Here is a 21,228-nt window from a genome sequence, read left to right on the forward strand (position 1 = left end):
TTTCAGGATCCGGTGATCATTTGTGCGATGGGCCGGTGTAGCCCGATGCGACGGGGCGGTCTTCCTCGTCGCTGTAGAACGAATAGGCGTTGAAGGCGGCGAACAGCGCCGCTGCCAGCAGCGCAAGGCTCCACAGCGCGAACAGGATCAGGCGTCTGGTCATTTGTCGCGGAACCTCCACCACAGGATGGTGACCGGCCAGGCGAACAGGGCAATGACCAATGTCCACCACATTCCCCACGACATTGCGCCGGTCTCTGCTTCCACCCAGACATTGATCGTCTCGACCGAGCGCCAGGCGTCGTTGATTCCAGGGTCGACCGGCCAGCCATGCGCAGAACCGCTGACGTAGACGTCGTAGGTGCCGCGCGGCACGTGGCCAAACATGGTGTCGCCATGATGGCTGCCTTCGCTCCACGCACCATCGGAATCGGTGCCCGCATAGTGCTCGACCAGACCGAACGCATCGATCGACTGCTCGCTTGAACGATCGACCAGGTTGTATTCGAGATCGACCCAGCGGTTTTCGAACTGGTTGGTGTCCGCTTCGATGGTAACGAACTGCCATGGCCTGCGCACAGTGATCGTGCCGACCTTGACCGGGGCGATCTGCCCGCCGACCGCAACCTGAACCATCGCACTTGTCCTGGTGCTCGGCCCGGCGAGTACAGCCATTGCGATCGCGGCGATGATCGAGACAGCCAGTGCGAGCTTGAACATGTTGCCAAGGTCGTCCTGCTCCATGCCGATCGCGGGCCGGAACAGCATCGGCCCTCTCGCTGCCTTGCGCCTCGGCAGACTGCGACGCCTGAGGCCGAAGGCGGCTTCGACATCGGCTTCGGGCACCGGCACAAGCTGTGTCCAGTTCTCCTCACCTTCCGAAACCTCACGCGAGAGCATGGTCTGGCCCGACTGGAACAGCGTGGCGGTTGCCGTATCGCCTGCCTTCACGCGCCAGTAGAATTCCCCCGCCACCGCGGTAGTCGAGGTCGTCTGGTCCCGGCCCATGCGCGTGAATGGCGTACTCCGCCAGTAGACCCTGTCACGGGGGCCTTGAGGCCGATCCGCCAGCATCGTGCCGAATTGCCATTCGCCATCGCAGGCCACCAGCCAGCGATAGCCGAGGTACGGGTTGAACAGCAGGAACTCCTGCCAGATGGTGATCTGGTCCTTGCGGCGCAGCGCGCCGACGACCTCCCATTCCTGCCCGAACAGCGTGCCGCGCTTGCCCAGTTCCAAGGCAAAATTCTCATTGGCGCGCTTGTACTTGCGGATCAGCGCCACTTCCGGCCGCGATACATCGAGCAGCGATCCGCAATGCTGGCAGGCAAGGTTGACCGTAAATCCCGCCGCCCGCACTTCGATCGTCCCGCCGCAGGCCGGGCAAGTGACCGCTTTGGCGCCTGCAGAGCCAGCAGTCACCGCAATTCTCCGGGCACAGTCCAGCCCTCGATCTGACGCAGGTTTCCGGGCTTGAGGCTGATCAGGTCCCAGCTATCGCCAAACCACGCCGTTGTCGCGCGCTCATCGCGCTGAAGGGAAAGGACTTCGCCGCTGGCGGAGCGGAAGTCCACGCTGGTCATCTTCGTGCCGATCTGCGTGGGGATAGGCAGATCACCCTCGCTGCCAAGGCATTCGACCTGCTTGATGTCACTTGCAAACAACTGGCGTCCATCAACCTCGAGCACGTCTCCCGGCGTTATTGTGCCGCCTTCCGCAAAGGCGCGGACGTCCGCGCGGTCGAGCAGTTGTGGCCACTCGGCTGTCAGCATGAACATGCCAGCTGCCTCGGCCAGCCAGAACTGCGCGCCACTTTCGGCCATGGCCAGCCATTCGTTCCACGAGCCCCCGGCCCAGGCCCAGCGCACCCGGCCGACCACGACCAAGCTGCGTCCCTCGGCCACCAGCGTGGTGCCAAGCTGGATCGGTGAAACATCGAATGGCAGGACTGCAACCTTGCCCACATCCTCGATATCGAGCCCGTGGCGCAGGATCAGTGTCTGGCAGTAGGGGCACGTCGCATAGGGAAGGAACGGGCCTCGCACCGGCACCTGCGCTCCGCACGAAGGGCAATTCATCACGTCCCGCTTCCCCCCAATGCGAACGCGCAATCAGCGGATTCGCGCGAGCAGCTCGGCCTTCTTGGCATCGAACTCCTGCTGGCTCAATGCGCCCAGCGTTACCAGCCTGTGGAGTTTCTCGATCATCGCGAGGGGATCTTCTTGGGTGACAGCGGGAGCAGTTGCGGGGATCGTTGCCTGGCCAAGTCCCTGGGCCATCGCGCCGCCCAATGCCGTTGCAGCAGCAACCCCGGCGCCGATACCGGCCACCCCGCCGCCATCCTGGTTTGCAGCATCCTCGATTGCTTCTGCCGCCTGGAAACGAGTGTAATTTCCGAGATCGCCAAGCACTCGCATCGAACTGGCCTTATCCAGATGGGCCTGGACTTCATCGGGCAGCGACACGCTTTCGACGTAGAACGAAAGGCAGGTCAGCCCCCACTGCGCAAAGGCCTTGTCGACCTCGAGCTTGATCCGGTCAGAAAGCGCCTGCTGGTTTGCCGCCAGATCGAGGAAGGCAATGCCACTGCCGCCAAGGGCAGTGGCTATCGCGGTCTGGATCGCGGCACGCAATTGCGGTTCGAGCGAGGGCACCGAGATGCCGGCCAGCGTCCCCATCACGCGCGAGACGAATGGCGCGACTTCGCTTACGCGGAAGGAATATGAGCCGAATGCACGCAGGCGCAGCGCGCCGAATTCAGCATCGCGCACTGTAACTGGCTGGGCAGTTCCCCACTTCAGGCCATGCTGCTCCTTCAGCGAGAGGAATACCACGTCCGACTTGAATGGCGATTTGAAAGCCTTGTCCCAGTTCATCAGGTTGGACAACAGGGGCAGGTTGGCGGTTTCGAGCGTATGCAGGCCCGGTCCAAAGTAATCTGCGATGCGGCCTTCATTGACTAATGCCGCGATCTGTCCTTCGCGCACCGTCAACTGGGCGCCGTGCTGGATTTCGCGATCGGCAAAGGGCACGCGCCAAGCCAGTTCGCCGGGCTGCTCCAGCCACTCGATGACATCGACAAACTGCTTGCGAATAAAATCAAACATCACGGATGCCTTCCCGAAAGCCGCGCACTGCTTGCTGCAGCCTAACTTTTCGGAGCGGCCAGGCAAGAGAGCGCGTCGACCCGGACTTCGTCGGGACCGCAAAGTCCCGTGGCGGATGAACAATTCCTTGCGTTGATGGAGGGGGCTACTCTTCCTCACTGTCAAACGCCGCGCGGGAAGCGCGGATGAGGTCCTGGTGGGCGTTGATCCAGTTGATCAAGCCGCGCGTCTGAACGTGCAAGGACTCCCCCAGATGGGTGAGGTTGTAGCTTACCTTCGGTGGCACATCGCCGCTGATCCTGCGCGTGACAAAGCCATCCCGTTCCAATGTGCGGAGCTTCATGGTGAGGATGCGCTGGGAAATGGCGCGTTCGGCTGAGAGCCTGGCAAGCAGGCGCCGCAGTTCGGCGTGGCGAAGCTCTCCGGTAGCAAGCACCAGAAGTATCAGAGTCGACCACCGGTCACCGAGGAGCGCCATGATTTCGCGCACGGGGGCATCGCGACTTGTCCCGTGGCGCTCCATTTCGTCAGCCAGAGAGGCAAGCGCAGGCCGTTCGAATGTCCCGCTAATGTCGTGCGCCATGCTTATCTTCGGCACAAAGGAGTGCCGCCCCCCGCCCTGATCTTCCGCACCTTATGCCGCAGTTCGAGAAGATCAATAAGCGGGAAGTGGTCGGTCAGGGCGGAACTGACTGCAACTCGGGAACAAACAACCGAGGAAGATGATCATGCGGCCGAGCGGCGTCAGATCACGTTCTCGACATGCACGACGCAAGGCGGGGCCGTGAAAAATGGACCAGCCAAGGCTCGCCATTCCTGGAAGCCCTGGCTTTCCCGGAAGTCGACCATGTGGGCTTCCACGCTGGTCCAGCCCACGACCAGGCGATAGGTTCCCGGTTCCTCGATCACCCTCTGCAACGCGAACGATACAAATCCCCTCGCCTGTTCGAAATGCGGACGGGCCTGTGCCACCGCGGCTTCGAATTCGTCCATGCGGGCGGGATCAATGGTGAGCGCAGCGATTTCGTGAATCATCGATGGTCTTTCAAAGCTTCGGATTGTCGGCGCTCCAGCGCACGGTCAGATCGATTCCGCTGCCGATGGGCAGCAGCACGGATTGCAGATCGGGCTTGCAGCGGACTGCGTTACGATACTGGCGAACACTAGGACGATCGAATTCGGGTTCGATCATGTTGTCGGAAACAATAATGCCTTCATCGCTCAGTTTAGGATAGAATGCCTCGAAACAAGGCAAATAGAGCTCTTTCCAGATGTCGAGAAGCACAAAGTCCCAAAGCCCCTCATCGTCTTGAAGACAATCCAGAGCGTCACCGCACCGAAATTCGACGAAGTGATTCAGTCCTGCCTCTGCCAGTTGTTCGCGGGCGTAAGTCTGTTTGTAGTCGGCCAATTCGCAGGTCACGACAAGCGCACCGATCTGCGCTGCGGCATCTGCAAGGAACAGCGTCGAATATCCGTAGCTGGTGCCGAGTTCGAGTATGCGTGCCGGGCGGCGTGCGAGGATTAGCGAATGCATGAAACGTCCGACATCCTCGCCTACGGGTAACAGGAATTCGTCACGGACGGCAAACCCGGCGAGGCCGAGCGTCTTCATGCGATCCCCATCGTCTCTTGCGCGGTCGCGGTAGCGGTCGAACACGCGAGCCACGCGGGGATCGGCGAAGATCATGCGCATTCTCCTTTGCAACCGGGGCGTTCGTCAGATCCAGTCTACACCATTTCGTTGAATGTTTGGGCGCACCAGTCTGCGATGTAGTCGCGCATGGCGGTGCCGTTGTCGGCGCCGCAGTGTTCGACTTCGAAGTCGGCCTTTGTGAAGATGCGCAGGGAGCGTTTTGGGCTGTTGGTGGCCTGATCGTAGCTCATGCGGGCGTTGTAGACGGGGATCTGGCGGTCGTTTTCGCCGTGGGTGACGAGGAATGGCACGCGGATCTTGTCGACCTGTCCGTCGAGGGTGATCTGGTCGGCGTAGGCGAGGAAGGCCTCGCGATCGTCGATGCCGAAGACCCACATGACGTGGTCCCAGTAGTGCGGGACGGGGTTCTCGCCCTCGTTGGCGACGCGTTCGCGCTGGCGCTGGCCCCAGACGTGGTTTGCGCCCATGACGGCACACAGTGCGTAACGGGGATCGTTCGCGGCGATGCGCGGGGCGTGGTAGCCACCGAAGGACAGGCCGAAGATGCCGATCTTCGAGTGAATCACATCGCTGCGCGTCAGGAGATAGTCGAAGGCCGGGCTGCCCCAGCGTTCGGCGTCGTGGACGGCGGGGAGATTGCGCTTGCGGATCGCTTCGCCGGTGCCGGGCTGGTCGAGGAAGAGCGTGTTCATGCCGCGGGCCAGGTTCACCGCGCCATGGCCTGCCATGCACACCTGCTCCTTCATGGAATCGAGGCCATTGACCGAGACCAGCGTGGGCCGCGGCGTGCCGCTGCCATCGTGGACGAAGATCGCCGGATAGCTCGCTCCCTCGTAGGGGATCTCCACCTTCTCGACATGGAGGCCGCTAAGCGCGCTGCCCTTGTGGTAGAGTTCGAGGCCCTTGTCATAGGCCGCCCAGCGCGGCGCGTAGTCGCGGCTCTGCAGGCGCTCGGCCCCGAGGTAGTATCCCGAAGCGCGCAGGTACTTGGCGCCGGCCGAGAGGAGATAGCCATCGGCCTCGTCGCGTTCGGCATTGCGGGTCACCTGATCGGCCACGGCAATCCAGCTGTCGAACAGTTGTGCGGACCCGGCATCGGCGCCGGCCTTTGCCGCCTCCCGGACGGGCCGGCAGACCTCGTCCAGTTCGCCGTGGTTGCCGCCTGCGATCAGGGCAAGGTTGATGCCCAGGTTCCAGACATAGTTACCGGGAAAGGGTTCGAACATCGTGCAATCCTATTCTGCGGTCCAGCCGCCATCGACGACGAGGCTGGTTCCGGTCATCAGCGCGGAGGCGTCGGTTGCAAGGAACAGCACGGCGCCCATCAGGTCCTCGACCTTGCCGATCCGTCCCAGCTTGATCCTGGCCAGCACGCTGGCCCGGAAGGCCGGGTCGGCGAACATCGGCTCGGTCAGCGGGGTTTCGATGAAGGTCGGCGCGATCGTGTTCGATCGGATGCCATGCTGCGCCAGGTCGAGCGCAAAGGACTTGTTCATGCCTTCGATCGCCCATTTGCTTGCGCAATAGAGCGAGCGGTTGGGTCCGCCGACATGGCCCATCTGCGAGCCCATGTGGATGAGGGAGCCTGGCGTGCCGGTCTCGATCATCCGGCGGGCGCAGGCCTGCGCGACAAAGAAGGCCGCGCGCAGGTTGAGGCCCAGGACGGCATCGTAGTCCGCCGGGCCGACGTCCCACATCGGCATGGGCCGGTTGGTGCCGGCGTTGTTGACCAGCACGTGAAACGGCTCGCGCTCGGCAAAGAACGCAGCCACGGCGTCGAGGTCGGCGACGTCGAGCGTGGCGCCTTGCGCGCCGTTGCCGATCGCGGCTGCCGCTTGCGCGATCTCGCCGGACGAGCGGGCGACGAGAGTGACCGCCGCGCCCGCCTGGGCAAGGGCAGCGGCGGCGGCCAGACCGATGCCTCGCCCTGCGCCTGTCACGACCGCCCGCTTGCCATCAAGACGCAGCGAGGGGGTGCGGGGCAGGGGAGTCATGCCACGCCCCTCATGCTTTGGTCAGTTCACTCGGCGCGGCCTGCCCGGCGTAAGGCACATCGCGCCCGCCGAAGCGGCGCACGCGGATGTTGGCCTGCTCGCCGTGGCCGGCAAAGCCTTCCAGCGCGCAGAGGCGGCTGCAGTATTCGCCCACCAGCGCCGAAGCCTCGTCGGTCAGGACCTTCTGGTAGGTGCAGGTCTTGAGGAACTTGCCCACCCACAGGCCACCGGTATAGCGCGCGGCCTTCTTCGTGGGCAGGGTGTGGTTGGTGCCGATGACCTTGTCGCCGAACGAGACGTTGGTGCGATTGCCCAGGAACAGCGCGCCGTAGTTGGTCATGTTCTGCAGGAAGTAGTCAGGGTCGGCGGTCATCACCTGCACGTGCTCGCTGGCGATGTCGTCGGCAATGCGCACCATCATCTCGTAACTGTCGGCGACGATGACTTCACCGAACGCTTCCCACGCCTTGCGCGCGTGATCGGCGGTCGGCAGGATCTCGAGCAGACGGTCGATCTCGGCCATCGTCGCCCGCGCAAAGCTCTCCGAATTGGTCAGCAGCACGCCGGGGCTGTCCGGTCCGTGCTCGATCTGGCCGAGAATGTCGGTCGCGGCCATCTCCGGATCGCAGCCGATCTCGTCGGCAATGATCAGGGTCTCGGTCGGGCCGGCGAAGAGGTCGATGCCGACGCGGCCGAACAGCTGGCGCTTGGCTTCGGCGACGAAAGCGTTGCCGGGCCCGACAAGGATGTCGACCGGGTCGATCGTCTCGGTGCCGATGGCCATGGCCCCGATCGCCTGGATGCCGCCCAGCGCATAGATGGTGTCCGCCCCGGCCAGGGCCTGCGCTGCAACGATGGCGCGCGCGGGCTTGCCCTGGAACGGAGGCGCGCAGGTCACGACGCGCGGGACGCCGGCCACCTTGGCCGTGATCACCGACATGTGCGCCGAGGCCAGCAGCGGATACTTGCCGCCCGGCACATAGCAGCCGGCCGCCTGGATCGGGACGTTTCTGTGGCCAAGCACGACGCCAGGCATCGTCTCGACCTCGACGTCCTTCATGCTCTCGCGCTGGATCTGCGCGAAATTGCGCACCTGGGCCTGCGCAAACTCGATGTCCTTGCGCTCCTGCGGCGACAGGCTGTCCACCGCCGCATCGATCTCCGCCTGGCTCAGGCGATAGTCGTCACGGTCCCAGCCATCGAACTTCACGCTCATCTCGCGAACCGCAGCATCACCACGCTTCTCGATGTCCGCCAGCGCCGCCTCGACAACGTCACGAACCTTGCGATCCGCCTCCGCCTTGCTCTCCGCAGCAGCGCCGCGCTTCAGCCATATGGCCATGAATCTCCCCTCAAGTGCTTCCAACGCGCACCAACTGCAGGACCCGCCAGACCCACACCATCGCATTCTTTCGATGCCATCATATCGATCCAACGCCTTTGCTTCGGGACTGCTTATGAGTTCCGGCCGATGCCCATTACATCGACTCGGTGCAGGCGGCAGGATCGCAGTTCCTACTGGTGCTGGTCCCCGATGCTTCGGCACCGGAAGATTGCAAAGGTCGACGGTACCGGCGAATATTCCCGGAATTCTGGTGGGGGGATATCGGTTCGCCTGGGTTCGAAGTAGCCGGTGGTCGTGGCGACGATCGTGTTCTGTCTGCGCGCCATCATTCGTCGTGTGCCGGGCGTTCATGCCGCCGTCCAGCTGGCTCACTTCTTCATGCGGTTGACCTTTATGGACCTGCGGGTGCGAAAGTAGGCCCGATTTGTCCGGCAGTCTCGCTTCGGTAATGGCATAACCCTTCTGTCGATCGGCACACCGAAACCGGTGGAGTCCGTCGCCTGCAAGACGCACAATGCCGCGATGACCAGCAAGACTTACACACCTGTCGTCATGACCAAGTCCGGACCGGTTCGGGGACGCATCAATGATGGCGTAGCGACTTATCTGGGTCTGCCATATGCTGCTCCGCCAACCCGTTTCGAATTACCGACATATCCGGCAGGCTGGACCCAGGTGCGCGATGCCAGCGAGCGCGGACCGACAGCCCCTCACACGGTGCGTCCGTTCCCGAACCTTGATGTCGTGCCGCTGGTAGGGACCGGCAGCGACGGCAGTGACGGCGATTACCTGCGTCTGAACCTCTGGGCACCTGAAAACGCCAAGGATGCACCGGTGATGTTCTGGGTCCATGGCGGCGGCTTTGTCGTCGGCAGCAAGGATGCTCCGATCAGTGACGGCACCGCATTCGCTCAATCGGGTGTCATTTGCGTCGCGATAAACTACCGCATGGGCATTGACGGGTTCCTTCCAGTCCCCGGCGCACCGACCAATCTTGGGCTGCGCGACATGCTGTTCGCGTTGCGTTGGGTGAAGAACAACATTGCTGCCTTTGGTGGCGACCCTTCGAACGTGACCGCATTTGGCGAAAGTGCCGGGGCAATGGCAATTGCGAACCTGGTAACGTCGCCTCTGGCAAAAGGCCTGTTCAGGCGCGCGATTCATTCAGAGCGGGCATGGCGCGATGGTCCGGGATATCCCGGTTGCACAACGACTCGTGCGCAAGCTCGCTCGATTGCTGGGGGTCTCACCCGATGCAGATGGCTTTCGCAGTGTTTCGCACGTTTCCGCAATGGCTGCGCTGGAAAAGGTCGCCAAGCCGGCATCCATCGACCTGCGTGACGGTGACGGCTTCGAGCCGGTCTTCGGCATCAGTCGCTTCATTCCGGTCTGGGGCGACGATGTGCTCCCGCTGAAGCCGATCGAAGCTTTGCGGCAGGGAGCCGGCGCAGAAATCGAGATCATGATCGGCACGAACGCCGAGGAGATGAACCTCTATTTTGTGCCAACCGCGGTGCGCGACAAGATCCCCGGCCCGCTGGCGTGGTGGTTGCTCTCGCGGTCGCTGCCGAATGCCCGCCGGGCGCTCAAGGCCTACGGATGGGGGCAGAAAGGAGTGCGGCCCGGTGTCGCGATGACTCGCGCGATGTCGGACCTCGTCTTTCGTTGGCCTGCGCGTCAGTATGCGTCCGCCCATCGTGGTCGAACCCACATGTACGAGATGGAATGGCGCTCGCCCGCTTGCAGCGGCGAACTTGGCGCCTGTCATGGGATCGAACTTCCCTTCGTGTTCAAGACCCTCGATATCGCGACAGGACCTGCAGGCCTGGTTGGCGAAGCGCCACCGAGCGAACTTGCCGACAGGATTCATTCGATCTGGGTGAACTTTGCGACTGATGGGACTGTGCCTTGGCGCCACTGGAACGGGGACCGGTTGGTCTATCAGTTGGCAGCGGGAGACACGAACGTCGAACCACCGATGGCGGCAGCGCATTTCCTTCGAGATTGAGAGAGATCGCATGTACCTTGAAAAGCTGCGGCTGGATGGCCGAACCGCCTTTGTTACGGGCGGTGCACAGGGCATTGGTCTTGCCAGCGCGCATGCGCTGGGTGAAGCCGGGGCTCGTGTGACGATTGCGGATCTGGATCGCCAGAGGCTGCAGCAAGGTCTTGATGCATTGCGCGAGGTGGGTATCGAAGCGACAGGTTGCGAGTTGGACGTGACCAACTCGCTTGCCGTGCAGCAGGCAGCAGATGCCATGCTTGCGCGCGAAGGGCGCATCGACGTTCTTGTGAACAATGCCGGTATCGCGCGGAGCGACACGCCTGCCGAGGATGTTGCCGACGAGCACTGGTTGAACGTGCTCGATGTGAATCTCAACGGGAGCTTCTGGTGCGCCCGGGCTTTCGGCCGGCACATGCTCGATGCAGGTTGCGGCAGCATCGTCAACGTCGGGTCGATGAGCGGGTTCATCGTCAATCGCCCGCAGCCGCAAAGCTATTACAATGCATCGAAGGCTGCCGTGCACCAGCTCACGCGCAGCCTGGCGGCAGAATGGGCGAACCGGGGCGTGCGCGTGAACGCCGTTGCTCCGACCTACATAGCAACGCCGCTCAACGCTTTTGCCGACAAGTCCGGGGAAATGTACCGCCGCTGGATCGACGGCACTCCCCAAGGGCGCTTGGGCGAACCTGCGGAAGTAGCGGCAGTCGTGCTGTTTCTTGCTTCCGACATGGCCTCTTTGCTGACTGGAAGCATCGTCATCGCCGATGGGGGCTATACCTGCTGGTGAGCGCCATGGCGTCGTCGTGCAAAGCCTGTCTGACGATCGGCACAGTCCGAAAACCTTTCATATAGGTCTGAAGGCTGTCATACAGGTCGCAGAGAAAAGAGACAGGACAGGCAGAGGACCTCGACATGCTTTTACTTCGCTACGCCATTCTTGCAGGTACCGCAGCCGTTTCGGCACTTGGCCCGGTGCAGGCACATGGGCAGACGCAAGTTGCAGGGACTGCCGCTGGCGAAGGTTCGGCTGAAATCGCAGCCGATGCCTCGATTGTGGTCACTGCCCGCAAGCGGGCAGAGACGATCAAGGACGTCCCGGCTGCCGTCACGGCAATCACGGGCGATGTTCTGGCTGAGCGCGGGCTTAACTCGGTTCGCGAAGCAGCGGTTCTTTCGCCCGGTCTCAATATCAACAGCGACGGCGCGGGGCGTGCGTTCGTGGCCATTCGTGGCGTTGGTGTCACCCTTGTCCAGTCGGTCCAGCCCGGTGTCGGTCTGTTCGTCGACGGCATCTATCGGCCCAACACCGCGTACCTCAACAATCCCCTGGTCGACGTCGAGCGCATCGAAGTACTGCGCGGACCGCAGGGAACGCTCTACGGCAAGAACACCTTGGGCGGCGCGATCAACGTGATCACCCGACAGCCGGGCAATGACCTCTCGGTGCGGGCGAGCGCCAGCTATGCCGGGCCCGACAACCAGTTCATCGCAGCCGGCTCGGTATCGTCACCCCTGCTCCGAGATCTGCTCTCGGTCCGCATTGCCGCATCGCACCAGCAGCAGGACAGGTTTGCCCGCAACACGCTGCTCAAGAAGGATGGCAACCCGCTCAACAGTGACTCCGTCAACGCAACGCTGCGGTTTACACCGGGCGTCGCCGAATTGACCGTGAACGGCTATTACGACTGGATTGACTCGGTCAACATTCCCTACTCGCGCGTCAGCGGACCGCAGGCCTACTCGCGCGATCTGACCTTCAACACACTCAACCAGGTCAAGTACAAGTACCGCGGCGTGAACGCCAAGCTTGCGGTGCCAATCGACGCGTTGTCAAGCAGACTGACCCTGATCGGCGCGTGGGATGCGCGTTCGGCAACCAACGTCGAAAGTGATGTGGACTTCGGCCCGGGCGACTTCGCGCGGGCGAAGGGCGGCGACGAACTGCGCACCAAGACGGTGGAAATGCGCCTCGACAGCGACATCTCCTTGACCCTTTCGACATTGGTTGGCGTGTTTTACAGCCGCGAAGAAGCTGACGGTGTTGACGCGACGACGCTGTTCCCGGCCATCACGCGCCTCCCATTTGCGGTGGTCCGGAACACGATCAACTCGACGCGAGCGGACACGTACGCGGCTTTCGGCACGGTGTTCTGGAAGCCGAACAGCGACTGGGAAGTCGCACTGGGCCTGCGCTATGATCATGAAAATCGTGTCGCCAATGGGTCGATAATCACAGTGCTCGGCCCGCTTGGTTCGACAGGCGGCGCGTTGCCCGCAGCGCGCATCAAGTCCGACGAATGGCAGCCCAAGCTGACGGTCAAGCGCAACTGGTCGTCTTCGCTGATGACTTATGCATCGGTCGCGCGCGGCTATCGCGGCGGCGGCTTCAATGCGCCCACGGCTCCCACCCGCACGTATCGCGGCGACAGCGCCTGGACTTACGAACTTGGTGCCAAATATGCTGCGGCCGATGGCAGCAGCGGTATGTCCGGGGCGGTATTCTACAACGATTACAAGGATTACATCGGCCTCAATTCGATTGCGCCGGCGGCCGGTGGCGGGCTTGTCACGGCGGATCTCAACACTGGCAACGTCGAAAGCTACGGCCTTGAACTGGAAGGTTTCGTGCGTCCGGTGCCGGCTTGGTCGATCCGTGGCGGGCTTACCCTGATGCACGCGCGGCTTACCGACACCTCGGCCTACACGCAGACGACCGGACGGCGCCTCGCCTCGGACCGCCTGACCTTCCAACCTGACTGGTCCGCCAATCTGGCGACGGATTACACCATCGATCTCGGCAAGGACCAGTTCGTTCTCGGCGCCAATCTGACGGGCAAGGGCAAGCGCCTCGCCGCGACCCTGAACCAGACCACCCCGACGACGCTCGACGGGTATTGGCTGGTCGGAGCATCGGCCACCTACCGCGCCGGTCCGATCGAGGTTTCTGCATTCGCCAGCAACCTGTTCAACAAGGGCTATTGGGAAAGCTACATCGAACGCACCACTTTGCAGCTCGCAGGGCTCCCGGCATCGGACCTCGGGATCATGGGCGATGCAAGACGCTACGGTATCCGTATTGGCATGAAGTTCTGAAGATGACCGAGGTCACTTCATTCGAAGGGCGACGCCCACCGCCTGACGGGTTCCTGTCCGGACTGGAAGAACGCTTTGGCGATCAACTCCAGACCGGACAGGCGATCCGCGAGCAGCATGGATCGAGCGAATCCCATTTCGTAAAGATGGTGCCCGACGCAGTGGTATTTGCGCAGGACAAGCAGGACGTCATCGATCTGGTGCGGTTCTGTGCAGCGGCAAATGTTCCCATAGTGCCGTTCGGCGCAGGGACGTCCATCGAAGGCAACGCCGCGGCACCCTTCGGGGGCGTCTCGCTCGACATGTCGCGGATGAACCGGATCATCGCGGTCAACGCTGCCGATTTCGATTGCGTCGTCCAGCCAGGCGTGCGGCGCGAAGAGCTCAACCAGCACTTGCGCGACCAGGGCCTGTTCTTTCCCATCGATCCGGGCGCCAACGCCACGATCGGCGGCATGGCCTCGACCCGGGCATCGGGCACGAATGCCGTGCGCTATGGGACGATGAAGGACGCGGTACTGGGTCTCGAGGTTGTCACCCCGCAGGGCGAGGTGATCCGTACCGCAAGACGGGCTCGCAAATCCGCAGCGGGCTACGATCTCACTCGCCTGTATGTGGGTTCAGAGGGCACGCTCGGTATCATTACCGAGATCAACCTGCGTCTCCACGCCATCCCCGAGGCCATCTCCTCTGCGGTGTGCAGCTTTGCGACGCTGGAAGGTGCGGTTGAGACGGTCGTCCAATCGATCTATTGCAGCGTCCCGCTGGCACGCGTCGAAATTCTCGACGCCCTGCAGATGCGGGCCGTGAACCGCTGGTCGAAGCTTGACTATCCCGAAGCACCAACGCTCTTCTTCGAGTTCCACGGCACACGGGCGCATGTCGCCGAACAGGTCGCGACCGTCGAGGCACTCGCAAGTGCCAACGGCGGCGGCGACTTTTCATGGTCCGACAAACCCGAGGAGCGTTCGCGCCTGTGGCGGGCGCGCCATGAAGCCTATTATGCGGCGATAAACCTGCGGCAGGGAGCGGTGGGCTGGGCAACGGACGTCTGCGTGCCGATGAGCCGCCTCGCCGAGTGCATACTCGAGACGCAAAAGGACCTATCGCAGGCCAGTGTGCCGGCAACGATCCTGGGACACGTTGGCGACGGGAACTTCCACGTGGTGTTCTCGCTGGATCCGGATGCTCCGGATGAGCTTGTCGAGGTTGAAGCCATCAATCGAAGGCTTGTCGAGCGCGCGCTTGCCATGGACGGCACTTGCACAGGCGAACATGGCATAGGCCTCGGTAAACAGGACTGGCTAGTCGCCGAACTCGGCAATGCAGTGGAGCAGATGCGCCTGATAAAGCGTGCGTTCGATCCGCAGAACCTGCTGAACCCCGGGAAGATCTTTACCCTGTGACCGAGGCATTGTCTGGGCCAGCCGAACGTTCCTGCCATCCGGCCCGGCCACGACACCGGATCGCGCTGCTCGCGCTTGCAGTGGCCATGGCCACCGGCAACATGGCCATGGGCCTGTTCAGTGCGGTGCAGGAGCAGGCAAAGGCGGAACTGGCGCTGAGCGATTTCCAGCTCAGCCTGCTGAGCGGGCTGGCGGTGTCCATTCCCTTGGCCATTCTCGCGGTGCCGGTTGGCCTGATAGTTGATCGTGGAAACCGAGTTAGGCTCCTGTTGTGGACGGCGGTGGCCTGGACCACCGGCACGCTGTTGACAGCGGTTGCCGAGAGCATGCCGGTCCTCTTCACCGCAAGAATGCTGGGCGGCGTGGGCGCGAGCGTTTCGACGACCATTGCCATTTCCCTCGCATCGGATTTCAGCCTGCCTGCCAACCGTGGCCGTTCGCTGCTGCTGCTGACCGTTGGCAAGTACGCTGGAACGGCGCTCGCCTTTTCACTGGGAGGGTGGCTGCTCGGACACTTTCTCGCTCACGGGGGATGGGCTGGCCTTTCGGCCTGGCGCAGCGCTCACCTGGCGGTTGGCGTACTGAGCCTCCTTCTGCTGTTGCCACTGGCGCGAATGCGTGAACCTTTGCGACAGGAAATGGCGGCCGCTGCAGGCCGCTCGGTGAGCGAGACTCTGCGCGAGCTGGCGGCGTATCGATGTTTTCTCGCCCCCTTGTTCCTTGGCCAGATCGGCGTGATGATGGCCGATGCGGCAGCGGCGGTCTGGGCAGCACCTGTCCTGTCCCGCACTTACGCAGCATCGCCCCAGGAGTTTGGCAGCTGGTTGGGCGCCGTGATCTTCGGGGCCGGTATTCTCGGCTCCCTCGCAGGCGGTTTCGCTGCCGACGCGGGACTGCGCAGCGGTCGACGCGGGGGCATCCTTACTGGTGCCGTTTTCGGTTCCCTGCTCGCCCTGCCTGCAGCATTTTTCCCGATCGCACCAGATACCGGCGTGTTTGCCGCATTGATCTTCTTGTTGCTGCTTGGCGGCACGATTACCGGCCTGGTGACCGCCACCACGCTTGCAGTCCTCCTGCCCAACGACCTGCGCGGGCTGGCGATCGGGGTGTTCATGGCACTGGGCGGTCTGGTCGCCTTCGGCATGGCGCCGACGCTGGTGACCGTCGTCAGCACTGCGCTGGGCGGGGAAGGGCGGATCGGCCTAGGGCCGGCGATAGTCGGCTTCGGGGCAAGCGCTGCGGGATGTGCGGGGTTCATCATCGTGCGACACCGGGCGCCGCCACCTGTAAGATAGCTGTTGCAAAACCTATCATATAGGTTATTTCGACTCCGAGGAGTTCGCCATGAAAGAGCAGGTTAAGGTCTCGCACGAAATGATCACGCTGGTGGGGCAGGGGGTCTGCCCTGATGCCCGGCTACCCGAGGGATGGATCGCCTACCTGTTCCGGTGCGGTGGCGAGGGCAAGTCGGACCTGCTGCATTACCGCGAAGCGCTGGCAGAGGGGGAGATCGAGGATTCGGTTCTCGTGTTCTTCGTCGCAGCCTCGGCCTGTGAGCGACTTTTTGAGGCAAGGCCGCAAAAGGCAGCAACATGGCATTTGCCCAGCAGGCTTCTGGCCTTGGCAAATTCGATCATCCACTGTGAGGCTACTGGCGAGGCGGCAACCACGCTGCGCCTTGCCCGCAGTATCGAACTCCTGTGTCAGATCCATGTGGCTTTCGAAGACGGGGCGACGCTGGTCCCGGTGGAGCGCGACAGCGGATTCAGCGAACTGGACGTCGCGCGGATCGCGATGGCACGGCGGTCTCTCGATCAAAGCTGGCACGAGAAACTGACAATTGCTCAGCTTGCGCGGATCGCCGGCATCAACCGCGACAAGCTCGTGCGCGGCTTCCATGAAATTTACGGCACGACGATTGCTCAGGCCCTGACGGAGCGCAGATTGGCGGAGGCACGGCAAATGTTGTTGTCTTCGCAGCTGCCGGTTTCCACAATCGCGTACCGGTGTTCCTATCTCAACAACGCGTCGTTCACCCGCGCGTTCAACCGCCGCTATGGCATTGCCCCGTCTGAACTGCGCCGCCAGGGGATTGCAGCATGAAGGCCGGCACATTGGTTGACAGCGCGGCCGAAGCTGTGCGCGAATACATCCGGGCGCACGGCCTGAAGGTCGGCGATGCGCTCCCCGCGGAAGGCGCGTTTGCAGCAGAACTGGGCGTCAGTCGCCCGGTGATGCGTGAGGCATTTCACGCTCTAGCAGCCTTGAAGATGATTGACGTGGGGAATGGCCGCCGCGCGCGCGTCGCGGCGATCGACGGTTCGGTCATGGCCGCCTCCATCGGTCACGCGGTTTCCACGGCTCAGGTCTCTCTGGTCGACGTTTGGGACGTACGGCGCACGCTGGAACTTCGCACGGCCGAACTTGCCGCTGCCAACCGTTCAGACGAACAGGCATCGCAGATCCTGAGGGCGGCACGTGAACTTGAGCATTTTCGTGACGAGAACGAAAGAACCCGGGCCGACACCCGCTTCCACCAATTGATCGCTCTTGCCAGCGGTAACCAGCTGTTCTTCCAGATTGTCCGGTCGTTCGAGCAGATGATGCTCGTGGCGATACCGAAGGCTTGGGCAGGACGAGTGACCTCTGGGGACCGCGAAGAATCTCTTGTGCTGCATCGGGAGGTTGCTGAAGCAATTGCCGCCCGGGATCCGGAACTGGCGCGCGTGGCGATGGAATCCCATTTCGCCCGGTCGATCGGCGACCTGTTCAGACAAGAATCCTGATTGCGAGACGTCAGGTACAAGGCACTGATTCCACCCTTCATGATTTTTCTGGGCAAGGCTACAGGCTGAGTATTGTTTTCGGTATTGTTTTCGGCCTTTGCGAGAGCGCCAGACCGCTGGTTGCTATCAGTTTGAGGGCCAGCGTGTCATCGATGGCGTGGAAGTGAACGCCCTGCGATGGGCTGATCCACCACACGACTCCCCCCGAGGGCCAGTTGCTTTGGCTTGCACAGGTGGGCGAAGGACTTGTCAGCGGTATGGAACACACCTCTTGGGTTTCACTATGAGGCTCGATTGTACCACTCCAACCGTGCGATGAGGGCGCGGCGCGGGATGGGACGATCCGCTTCTAGCCCTTCCCACTTCTCGATCCTGTTCGAGGCGTCAGCAGACGGTAGCTTTGGTTCGAACCCACCGTTCGTCGGGATCGCCGCGGACGGCAACAGTCCACCATACTGCGACATTTAGCAGCGAGAGCTTGAATGGCTGTTGTGGGCGTGAACCGCATCTGACTCCCAACCAGGACACTTGGACGCTGGTTCAGACCCCGAAGACATCACGGCAAAAGTACGGCCTTGATGCATTCGCCCTTCGCCTGCGCCGCGATGGCCGCGTTGATCTCGGAGAGCGGATATGTCTTGATCAGGCGGTCGAACGGAAAGCGGCCTGCGGCGTGATGGGCGATCAGTTCGGGGATGAAGTTCTGCGGGTCGCTGTCGCCCTCGATGATGCCGATGATACGGTGGCCCGGGGTCATGAGCGCAGCAATGTTCACGCTGATCGCAGCCTCGGGCCGGGCGGGCACCCCGACCAGTCCGATCGCACCGTGCGAGCCGAGTGCGCCGAGCCCCGCCTCGATCACCTCGGGTCGACCGGAGCTGTCGAATCCGAAATCGACGCCATCGGGGACGATCGCGCGGATCGCGGCAGAAAGATCGTCTGTCGCGGCGGGATCGATCACATGGGTGGCACCGAGATCGAGGCCCACATCGCGCCGCGCAGCGATCGGTTCGACGAGGATGATCGTGGTGCAGCCTTGAATCACCGCGCCCATGACCGCCGCAAGGCCGACCGGGCCTCCGCCGAAGATCGCGATGCTAGAACCGGCGCGTGCGGCCAGCGAGCGCATGACCCCGCCGGCACCAGTCTGGAAGCCGCAGCCGAGCGGACCAAGCAGGGCGAGAGGTGCGGCATGCTCCGAAATCTTCACCACGTTACGCGCGCGGGTGATTGCATGGCTGGCGAAGGAGGACTGTCCAAAGAAGTGCGAGGCGACTGCCTGATCTGCGGCTCGATAGGCCTGAGATCCATCTTCCATCCGCATTCCCGCGTAGTTCAACGGCACAAAAGTGCGGCAATAGCTCGGCAGCCCCTCATCGCAGCGCGGGCAGGCCCCGCAGCTCGAAAAGCCAAGGACGACGCTGTCGCCAACAGCCAGCCCTTCTACGCCTTCCCCGATCGCCTCGATCGTGCCTGCACCCTCATGCCCCAGCACGGCCGGAAGCGCATATGGCGCGAACTGGTCACGGAACACGAGATCGGTGTGGCACAAGCCGACTCCGGCGATCTTCACCAGAACCTCGCCAGCGCGCGGCGCATCGACCTCCAGCGTCTCGACGCTGAAGTCCTGATGCGGGGTGCGGGCGACGGCGGCGGTGCATTGCGTCATGCGGGGTCTTTCCTGCTACTGGATGGTCTGCTCGTGCTGACGAAAGTCGCTTGGCGTGCGCCCGGCATAGGCCCGGAAGGCGCGGCTAAAATGGCTCTGGCTGGTGAAGCCCAGCGATTCTGAAAGCGCGGCAAGCGTCATGTCGGTCTGCGCCAGCAAATGCTGTGCACGGTCGAGCCGAGCCTTCATCACATACTGGTGCGGCGAGATTCCGGTGGCCTTCTTGAACACGCGGCAGAAGTGCGAGGGGGTGACGCCGGCGGTCGCCGCCATCTGCTCCAGGCTGTGTTCGTGTTCCGGGTGATCGAGGATGGCGTTCATTACCTTGTGAAGCCGGTAAGCTGAAAAGTCCGAGGTCGGAATTTCGAGCGGCTTGCCCTGTGCCGGCACGCCCGAGAGGATGTGCGCCTTGAGCGCACCCACCATGGCCGAGACATAGGCCTCGCGCTCGTCTGCATGGGGGGCATAAAGCTCTGCGAGGATCTGCCGCGTCAGCGCCACGCCCAGCGGATCGGTGAAGGCAAATCGCATCTTGCTGAACTGGTCACTTAGTGAGGCGGTCTTGAGCACCTCCGAAGAAACGCTCAGCGTGACCACATCGAGCTCGCCATCGACAAGCCAGCCGGTGGGCATTCCGGCGGGCACGATCGTAGCGCAACCGGGAATCGAATGCGTCTCGGTCCAACTGCCGCGCTCCCAGGTCTTGACGCGGGGCTTGCCCGCGATGTGCACGATGAAGATCGGATCGGGCACTGGCGGCAGGGCATAGCTCCCTACGAACTGCCGCCAGCGGCACAGCGACCAGCCATCGCCCAGCGACCCGAGCTCCATCTCGGGCGGTCTGCCGAGCACGTCGCAGATGATTGCCTTGTTGTCCCACACCTTCTGGGCGGGTGCGGACGCGTCCTTCTCCCTTTCGAGCTGTTTCGGCATCACTCGTCCCTCGTCACCCAACCAGCCGCACCTCGAGTTTCTTGAACCCGTTGATGAACGCGGATCGCACGCGCTGCGGCTGGCTCACAATCTCGAAGCGAGAAACATGGCGCGCAAGGTGACCAAATGCCACCCTCAGCTGCATTTCCGCAAGCCGCGAGCCGACGCAGACATGAGCACCCGCCCCGAAGGCGACATGCTGGCGCACCTGCCGGGTGATATCGAACCGGTCGGGATCGGAGAAGGCAGCGGCATCACGATTGCCGGCGGGGTAGAACATCACCACCCGGTCGCCCTTGCGGATTGCCTGCCCACCCAGTTCAGTATCGCGCATCGCGGTGCGGCGCATGTGGATCACCGCGCTCGCATGGCGCACCATTTCCTTGACTGCGCCCGGCAACAGGTCGGGGTTGTCGCGGATCATCTGCCACTGGGCCGGTTCGCGCGCGAAGGCGACCATCGAATGATTCAGTGTGTTGCGGGTCGTCTCGTTACCGCCGACCAGCGCGAGCACGAGATTGCCGACGAAATCGGCAAACGGTACGGGTTCACCTCCTATTTCGCTGTTGGCGAGCAGCGAGGCAAGATCACGGGTTGGTTCGGCCCGGCGGCTTTCGAAGAGTGCCTGACAGAAGCCGAAGAATTCGCCCACCACCTGCTGCATCGCTTCGGGTGACTGGCGGAAATCGGGATCGTCCTCACCGATGAAAGCATCGGTCCAGCGATGCAGATCGCGCCACATGTCACTCGGCACGCCGAGCAGCTCGGCAAGCGTGAGAAGCGGCAGCGGTACAGTGAAACAGGGCAGAATATCGATGACCTCGTTCAGCGGGACCCCGGCCAGCAAGGCCTCCACCCGGGCCGCAATCCGCGTCTCTATCCCCTCGAGCCGCCCCGGTGAGAGCGCAGGCACCACGAACTTGCGGTATTGCGTGTGGATCGGCGGATCGCGCGAGATGAACGGCACCCCGATGCCGCTGTCACCCGCACCGGCGAGCCCTGCCTCATTCTCGTCGAAAATGCGGTGGCCGCCATTCTCGCGGGCCGAGGAGAACAGATCGGACTGCTTCGAGACCGCTAGGATCTCCTCGAAACCGAGCACCGCCCAGAACCCGCCTCGATCCTGCGCGGGCGGATTCCAATGGACAGGCCCTTTGCGCCTGAGTTGTGCGAACAGGTCATAAGGCATGCCCGCCGCATAGAGCGAAGGATCGCCGAGGTCGGTGTCCATGC

General features: G+C 62.8%; 22 protein-coding genes. 9 read left to right on the top strand and 13 right to left on the bottom strand.

What is annotated here, in order from left to right; genetic code table 11:
* Window positions 1-16 precede the first annotated feature (16 nt).
* From IM701_RS15870 to hisD, 10 genes are all read right to left on the bottom strand, one after another.
* Window positions 17-163, bottom strand: a complete 147-nt coding sequence (locus IM701_RS15870) for a hypothetical protein (protein WP_193828724.1) — start codon at window positions 161-163, stop codon at window positions 17-19.
* Complete coding sequence (locus tag IM701_RS15875; protein WP_193828725.1) at window positions 160-1,422, bottom strand: DUF4178 domain-containing protein; 1,263 nt, start codon at window positions 1,420-1,422, stop codon at window positions 160-162. The genes IM701_RS15870 and IM701_RS15875 overlap by 4 nt, the downstream gene beginning before the upstream one ends.
* Window positions 1,419-2,078 carry a DUF4178 domain-containing protein gene (locus IM701_RS15880; RefSeq protein ID WP_230487913.1) on the bottom strand — a complete coding sequence of 220 codons (660 nt, stop codon included), beginning with the start codon at window positions 2,076-2,078 and terminating at the stop codon, window positions 1,419-1,421. Before IM701_RS15880 ends, IM701_RS15875 begins: the two co-directional genes overlap by 4 nt.
* A 33-nt stretch (window positions 2,079-2,111) precedes the next feature.
* The gene (locus IM701_RS15885) at window positions 2,112-3,107 is read right to left on the bottom strand and encodes an SPFH domain-containing protein (protein ID WP_193828727.1); all 996 of its coding nucleotides are present in this window, start codon (window positions 3,105-3,107) and stop codon (window positions 2,112-2,114) included.
* 145 nt (window positions 3,108-3,252) lie between these two features.
* On the bottom strand, window positions 3,253-3,690 hold the full coding sequence (locus tag IM701_RS15890; RefSeq protein WP_039334635.1) for a helix-turn-helix domain-containing protein: 438 nt from the start codon (window positions 3,688-3,690) through the stop codon (window positions 3,253-3,255).
* A gap of 161 nt (window positions 3,691-3,851) precedes the next feature.
* The gene (locus IM701_RS15895) at window positions 3,852-4,142 is read right to left on the bottom strand and encodes an antibiotic biosynthesis monooxygenase (protein WP_039334636.1); all 291 of its coding nucleotides are present in this window, start codon (window positions 4,140-4,142) and stop codon (window positions 3,852-3,854) included.
* Between the two features lie 10 nt (window positions 4,143-4,152).
* On the bottom strand, window positions 4,153-4,797 hold the full coding sequence (locus tag IM701_RS15900) for an O-methyltransferase (RefSeq protein WP_193828728.1): 645 nt from the start codon (window positions 4,795-4,797) through the stop codon (window positions 4,153-4,155).
* A gap of 41 nt (window positions 4,798-4,838) precedes the next feature.
* On the bottom strand, window positions 4,839-5,990 hold the full coding sequence (locus IM701_RS15905; protein WP_039336701.1) for a S9 family peptidase: 1,152 nt from the start codon (window positions 5,988-5,990) through the stop codon (window positions 4,839-4,841).
* A gap of 9 nt (window positions 5,991-5,999) precedes the next feature.
* The gene (locus IM701_RS15910) at window positions 6,000-6,758 is read right to left on the bottom strand and encodes an SDR family NAD(P)-dependent oxidoreductase (RefSeq protein ID WP_193828729.1); all 759 of its coding nucleotides are present in this window, start codon (window positions 6,756-6,758) and stop codon (window positions 6,000-6,002) included.
* A gap of 10 nt (window positions 6,759-6,768) precedes the next feature.
* Window positions 6,769-8,100: a histidinol dehydrogenase gene (hisD, locus tag IM701_RS15915; RefSeq protein ID WP_039336698.1), complete on the bottom strand. Its 1,332-nt coding sequence runs from the start codon at window positions 8,098-8,100 to the stop codon at window positions 6,769-6,771.
* Between the two features lie 297 nt (window positions 8,101-8,397).
* Between hisD and IM701_RS22130 the strand changes: the two genes are divergently transcribed.
* From IM701_RS22130 to IM701_RS15950, 9 genes are all read left to right on the top strand, one after another.
* Window positions 8,398-8,520 carry a hypothetical protein gene (locus tag IM701_RS22130; protein ID WP_255527843.1) on the top strand — a complete coding sequence of 41 codons (123 nt, stop codon included), beginning with the start codon at window positions 8,398-8,400 and terminating at the stop codon, window positions 8,518-8,520.
* A gap of 105 nt (window positions 8,521-8,625) precedes the next feature.
* Window positions 8,626-9,444, top strand: a complete 819-nt coding sequence (locus tag IM701_RS22135) for a carboxylesterase family protein (protein WP_255527844.1) — start codon at window positions 8,626-8,628, stop codon at window positions 9,442-9,444.
* On the top strand, window positions 9,338-10,111 hold the full coding sequence (locus tag IM701_RS22140; protein WP_255527851.1) for a carboxylesterase family protein: 774 nt from the start codon (window positions 9,338-9,340) through the stop codon (window positions 10,109-10,111). Before IM701_RS22135 ends, IM701_RS22140 begins: the two co-directional genes overlap by 107 nt.
* Window positions 10,112-10,121: 10 nt before the next feature.
* Entirely contained in the window at window positions 10,122-10,895 is a 774-nt protein-coding gene (locus IM701_RS15925) for an SDR family NAD(P)-dependent oxidoreductase (RefSeq protein ID WP_039335568.1), read from the top strand.
* Window positions 10,896-11,020: 125 nt separating this feature from the next.
* Window positions 11,021-13,201 (top strand): TonB-dependent receptor, encoded by a 2,181-nt coding sequence (locus IM701_RS15930; RefSeq protein WP_193828730.1) that lies wholly within the window; start codon window positions 11,021-11,023, stop codon window positions 13,199-13,201.
* A 2-nt stretch (window positions 13,202-13,203) separates the two neighbouring features.
* A complete protein-coding gene (locus tag IM701_RS15935) occupies window positions 13,204-14,607 on the top strand; it encodes an FAD-binding oxidoreductase (RefSeq protein WP_193828731.1) in 1,404 nt (467 codons plus the stop codon).
* The gene (locus IM701_RS15940; RefSeq protein WP_230487914.1) at window positions 14,604-15,902 is read left to right on the top strand and encodes an MFS transporter; all 1,299 of its coding nucleotides are present in this window, start codon (window positions 14,604-14,606) and stop codon (window positions 15,900-15,902) included. The genes IM701_RS15935 and IM701_RS15940 overlap by 4 nt, the downstream gene beginning before the upstream one ends.
* Before the next feature lie 49 nt (window positions 15,903-15,951).
* Window positions 15,952-16,710, top strand: a complete 759-nt coding sequence (locus IM701_RS15945) for an AraC family transcriptional regulator (protein ID WP_193828732.1) — start codon at window positions 15,952-15,954, stop codon at window positions 16,708-16,710.
* Window positions 16,707-17,393: a FadR/GntR family transcriptional regulator gene (locus tag IM701_RS15950; protein WP_193828733.1), complete on the top strand. Its 687-nt coding sequence runs from the start codon at window positions 16,707-16,709 to the stop codon at window positions 17,391-17,393. The genes IM701_RS15945 and IM701_RS15950 overlap by 4 nt, the downstream gene beginning before the upstream one ends.
* A gap of 556 nt (window positions 17,394-17,949) precedes the next feature.
* Here IM701_RS15950 and IM701_RS15955 read toward each other — a convergent pair.
* The 3 genes from IM701_RS15955 to IM701_RS15965 are packed head-to-tail and all read right to left on the bottom strand — an operon-like array spanning window position 17,950 to window position 21,226.
* The gene (locus IM701_RS15955) at window positions 17,950-19,062 is read right to left on the bottom strand and encodes an NAD(P)-dependent alcohol dehydrogenase (RefSeq protein WP_193828734.1); all 1,113 of its coding nucleotides are present in this window, start codon (window positions 19,060-19,062) and stop codon (window positions 17,950-17,952) included.
* 15 nt (window positions 19,063-19,077) lie between these two features.
* Complete coding sequence (locus IM701_RS15960; protein ID WP_052242505.1) at window positions 19,078-19,995, bottom strand: helix-turn-helix domain-containing protein; 918 nt, start codon at window positions 19,993-19,995, stop codon at window positions 19,078-19,080.
* A 13-nt stretch (window positions 19,996-20,008) separates the two neighbouring features.
* On the bottom strand, window positions 20,009-21,226 hold the full coding sequence (locus IM701_RS15965; protein WP_193828735.1) for a cytochrome P450: 1,218 nt from the start codon (window positions 21,224-21,226) through the stop codon (window positions 20,009-20,011).
* Window positions 21,227-21,228 lie beyond the last annotated feature (2 nt).

Origin of the sequence: Novosphingobium sp. ES2-1, assembly GCF_015169775.1 — a bacterium.
GTDB lineage: Bacteria > Pseudomonadota > Alphaproteobacteria > Sphingomonadales > Sphingomonadaceae > Novosphingobium > Novosphingobium subterraneum.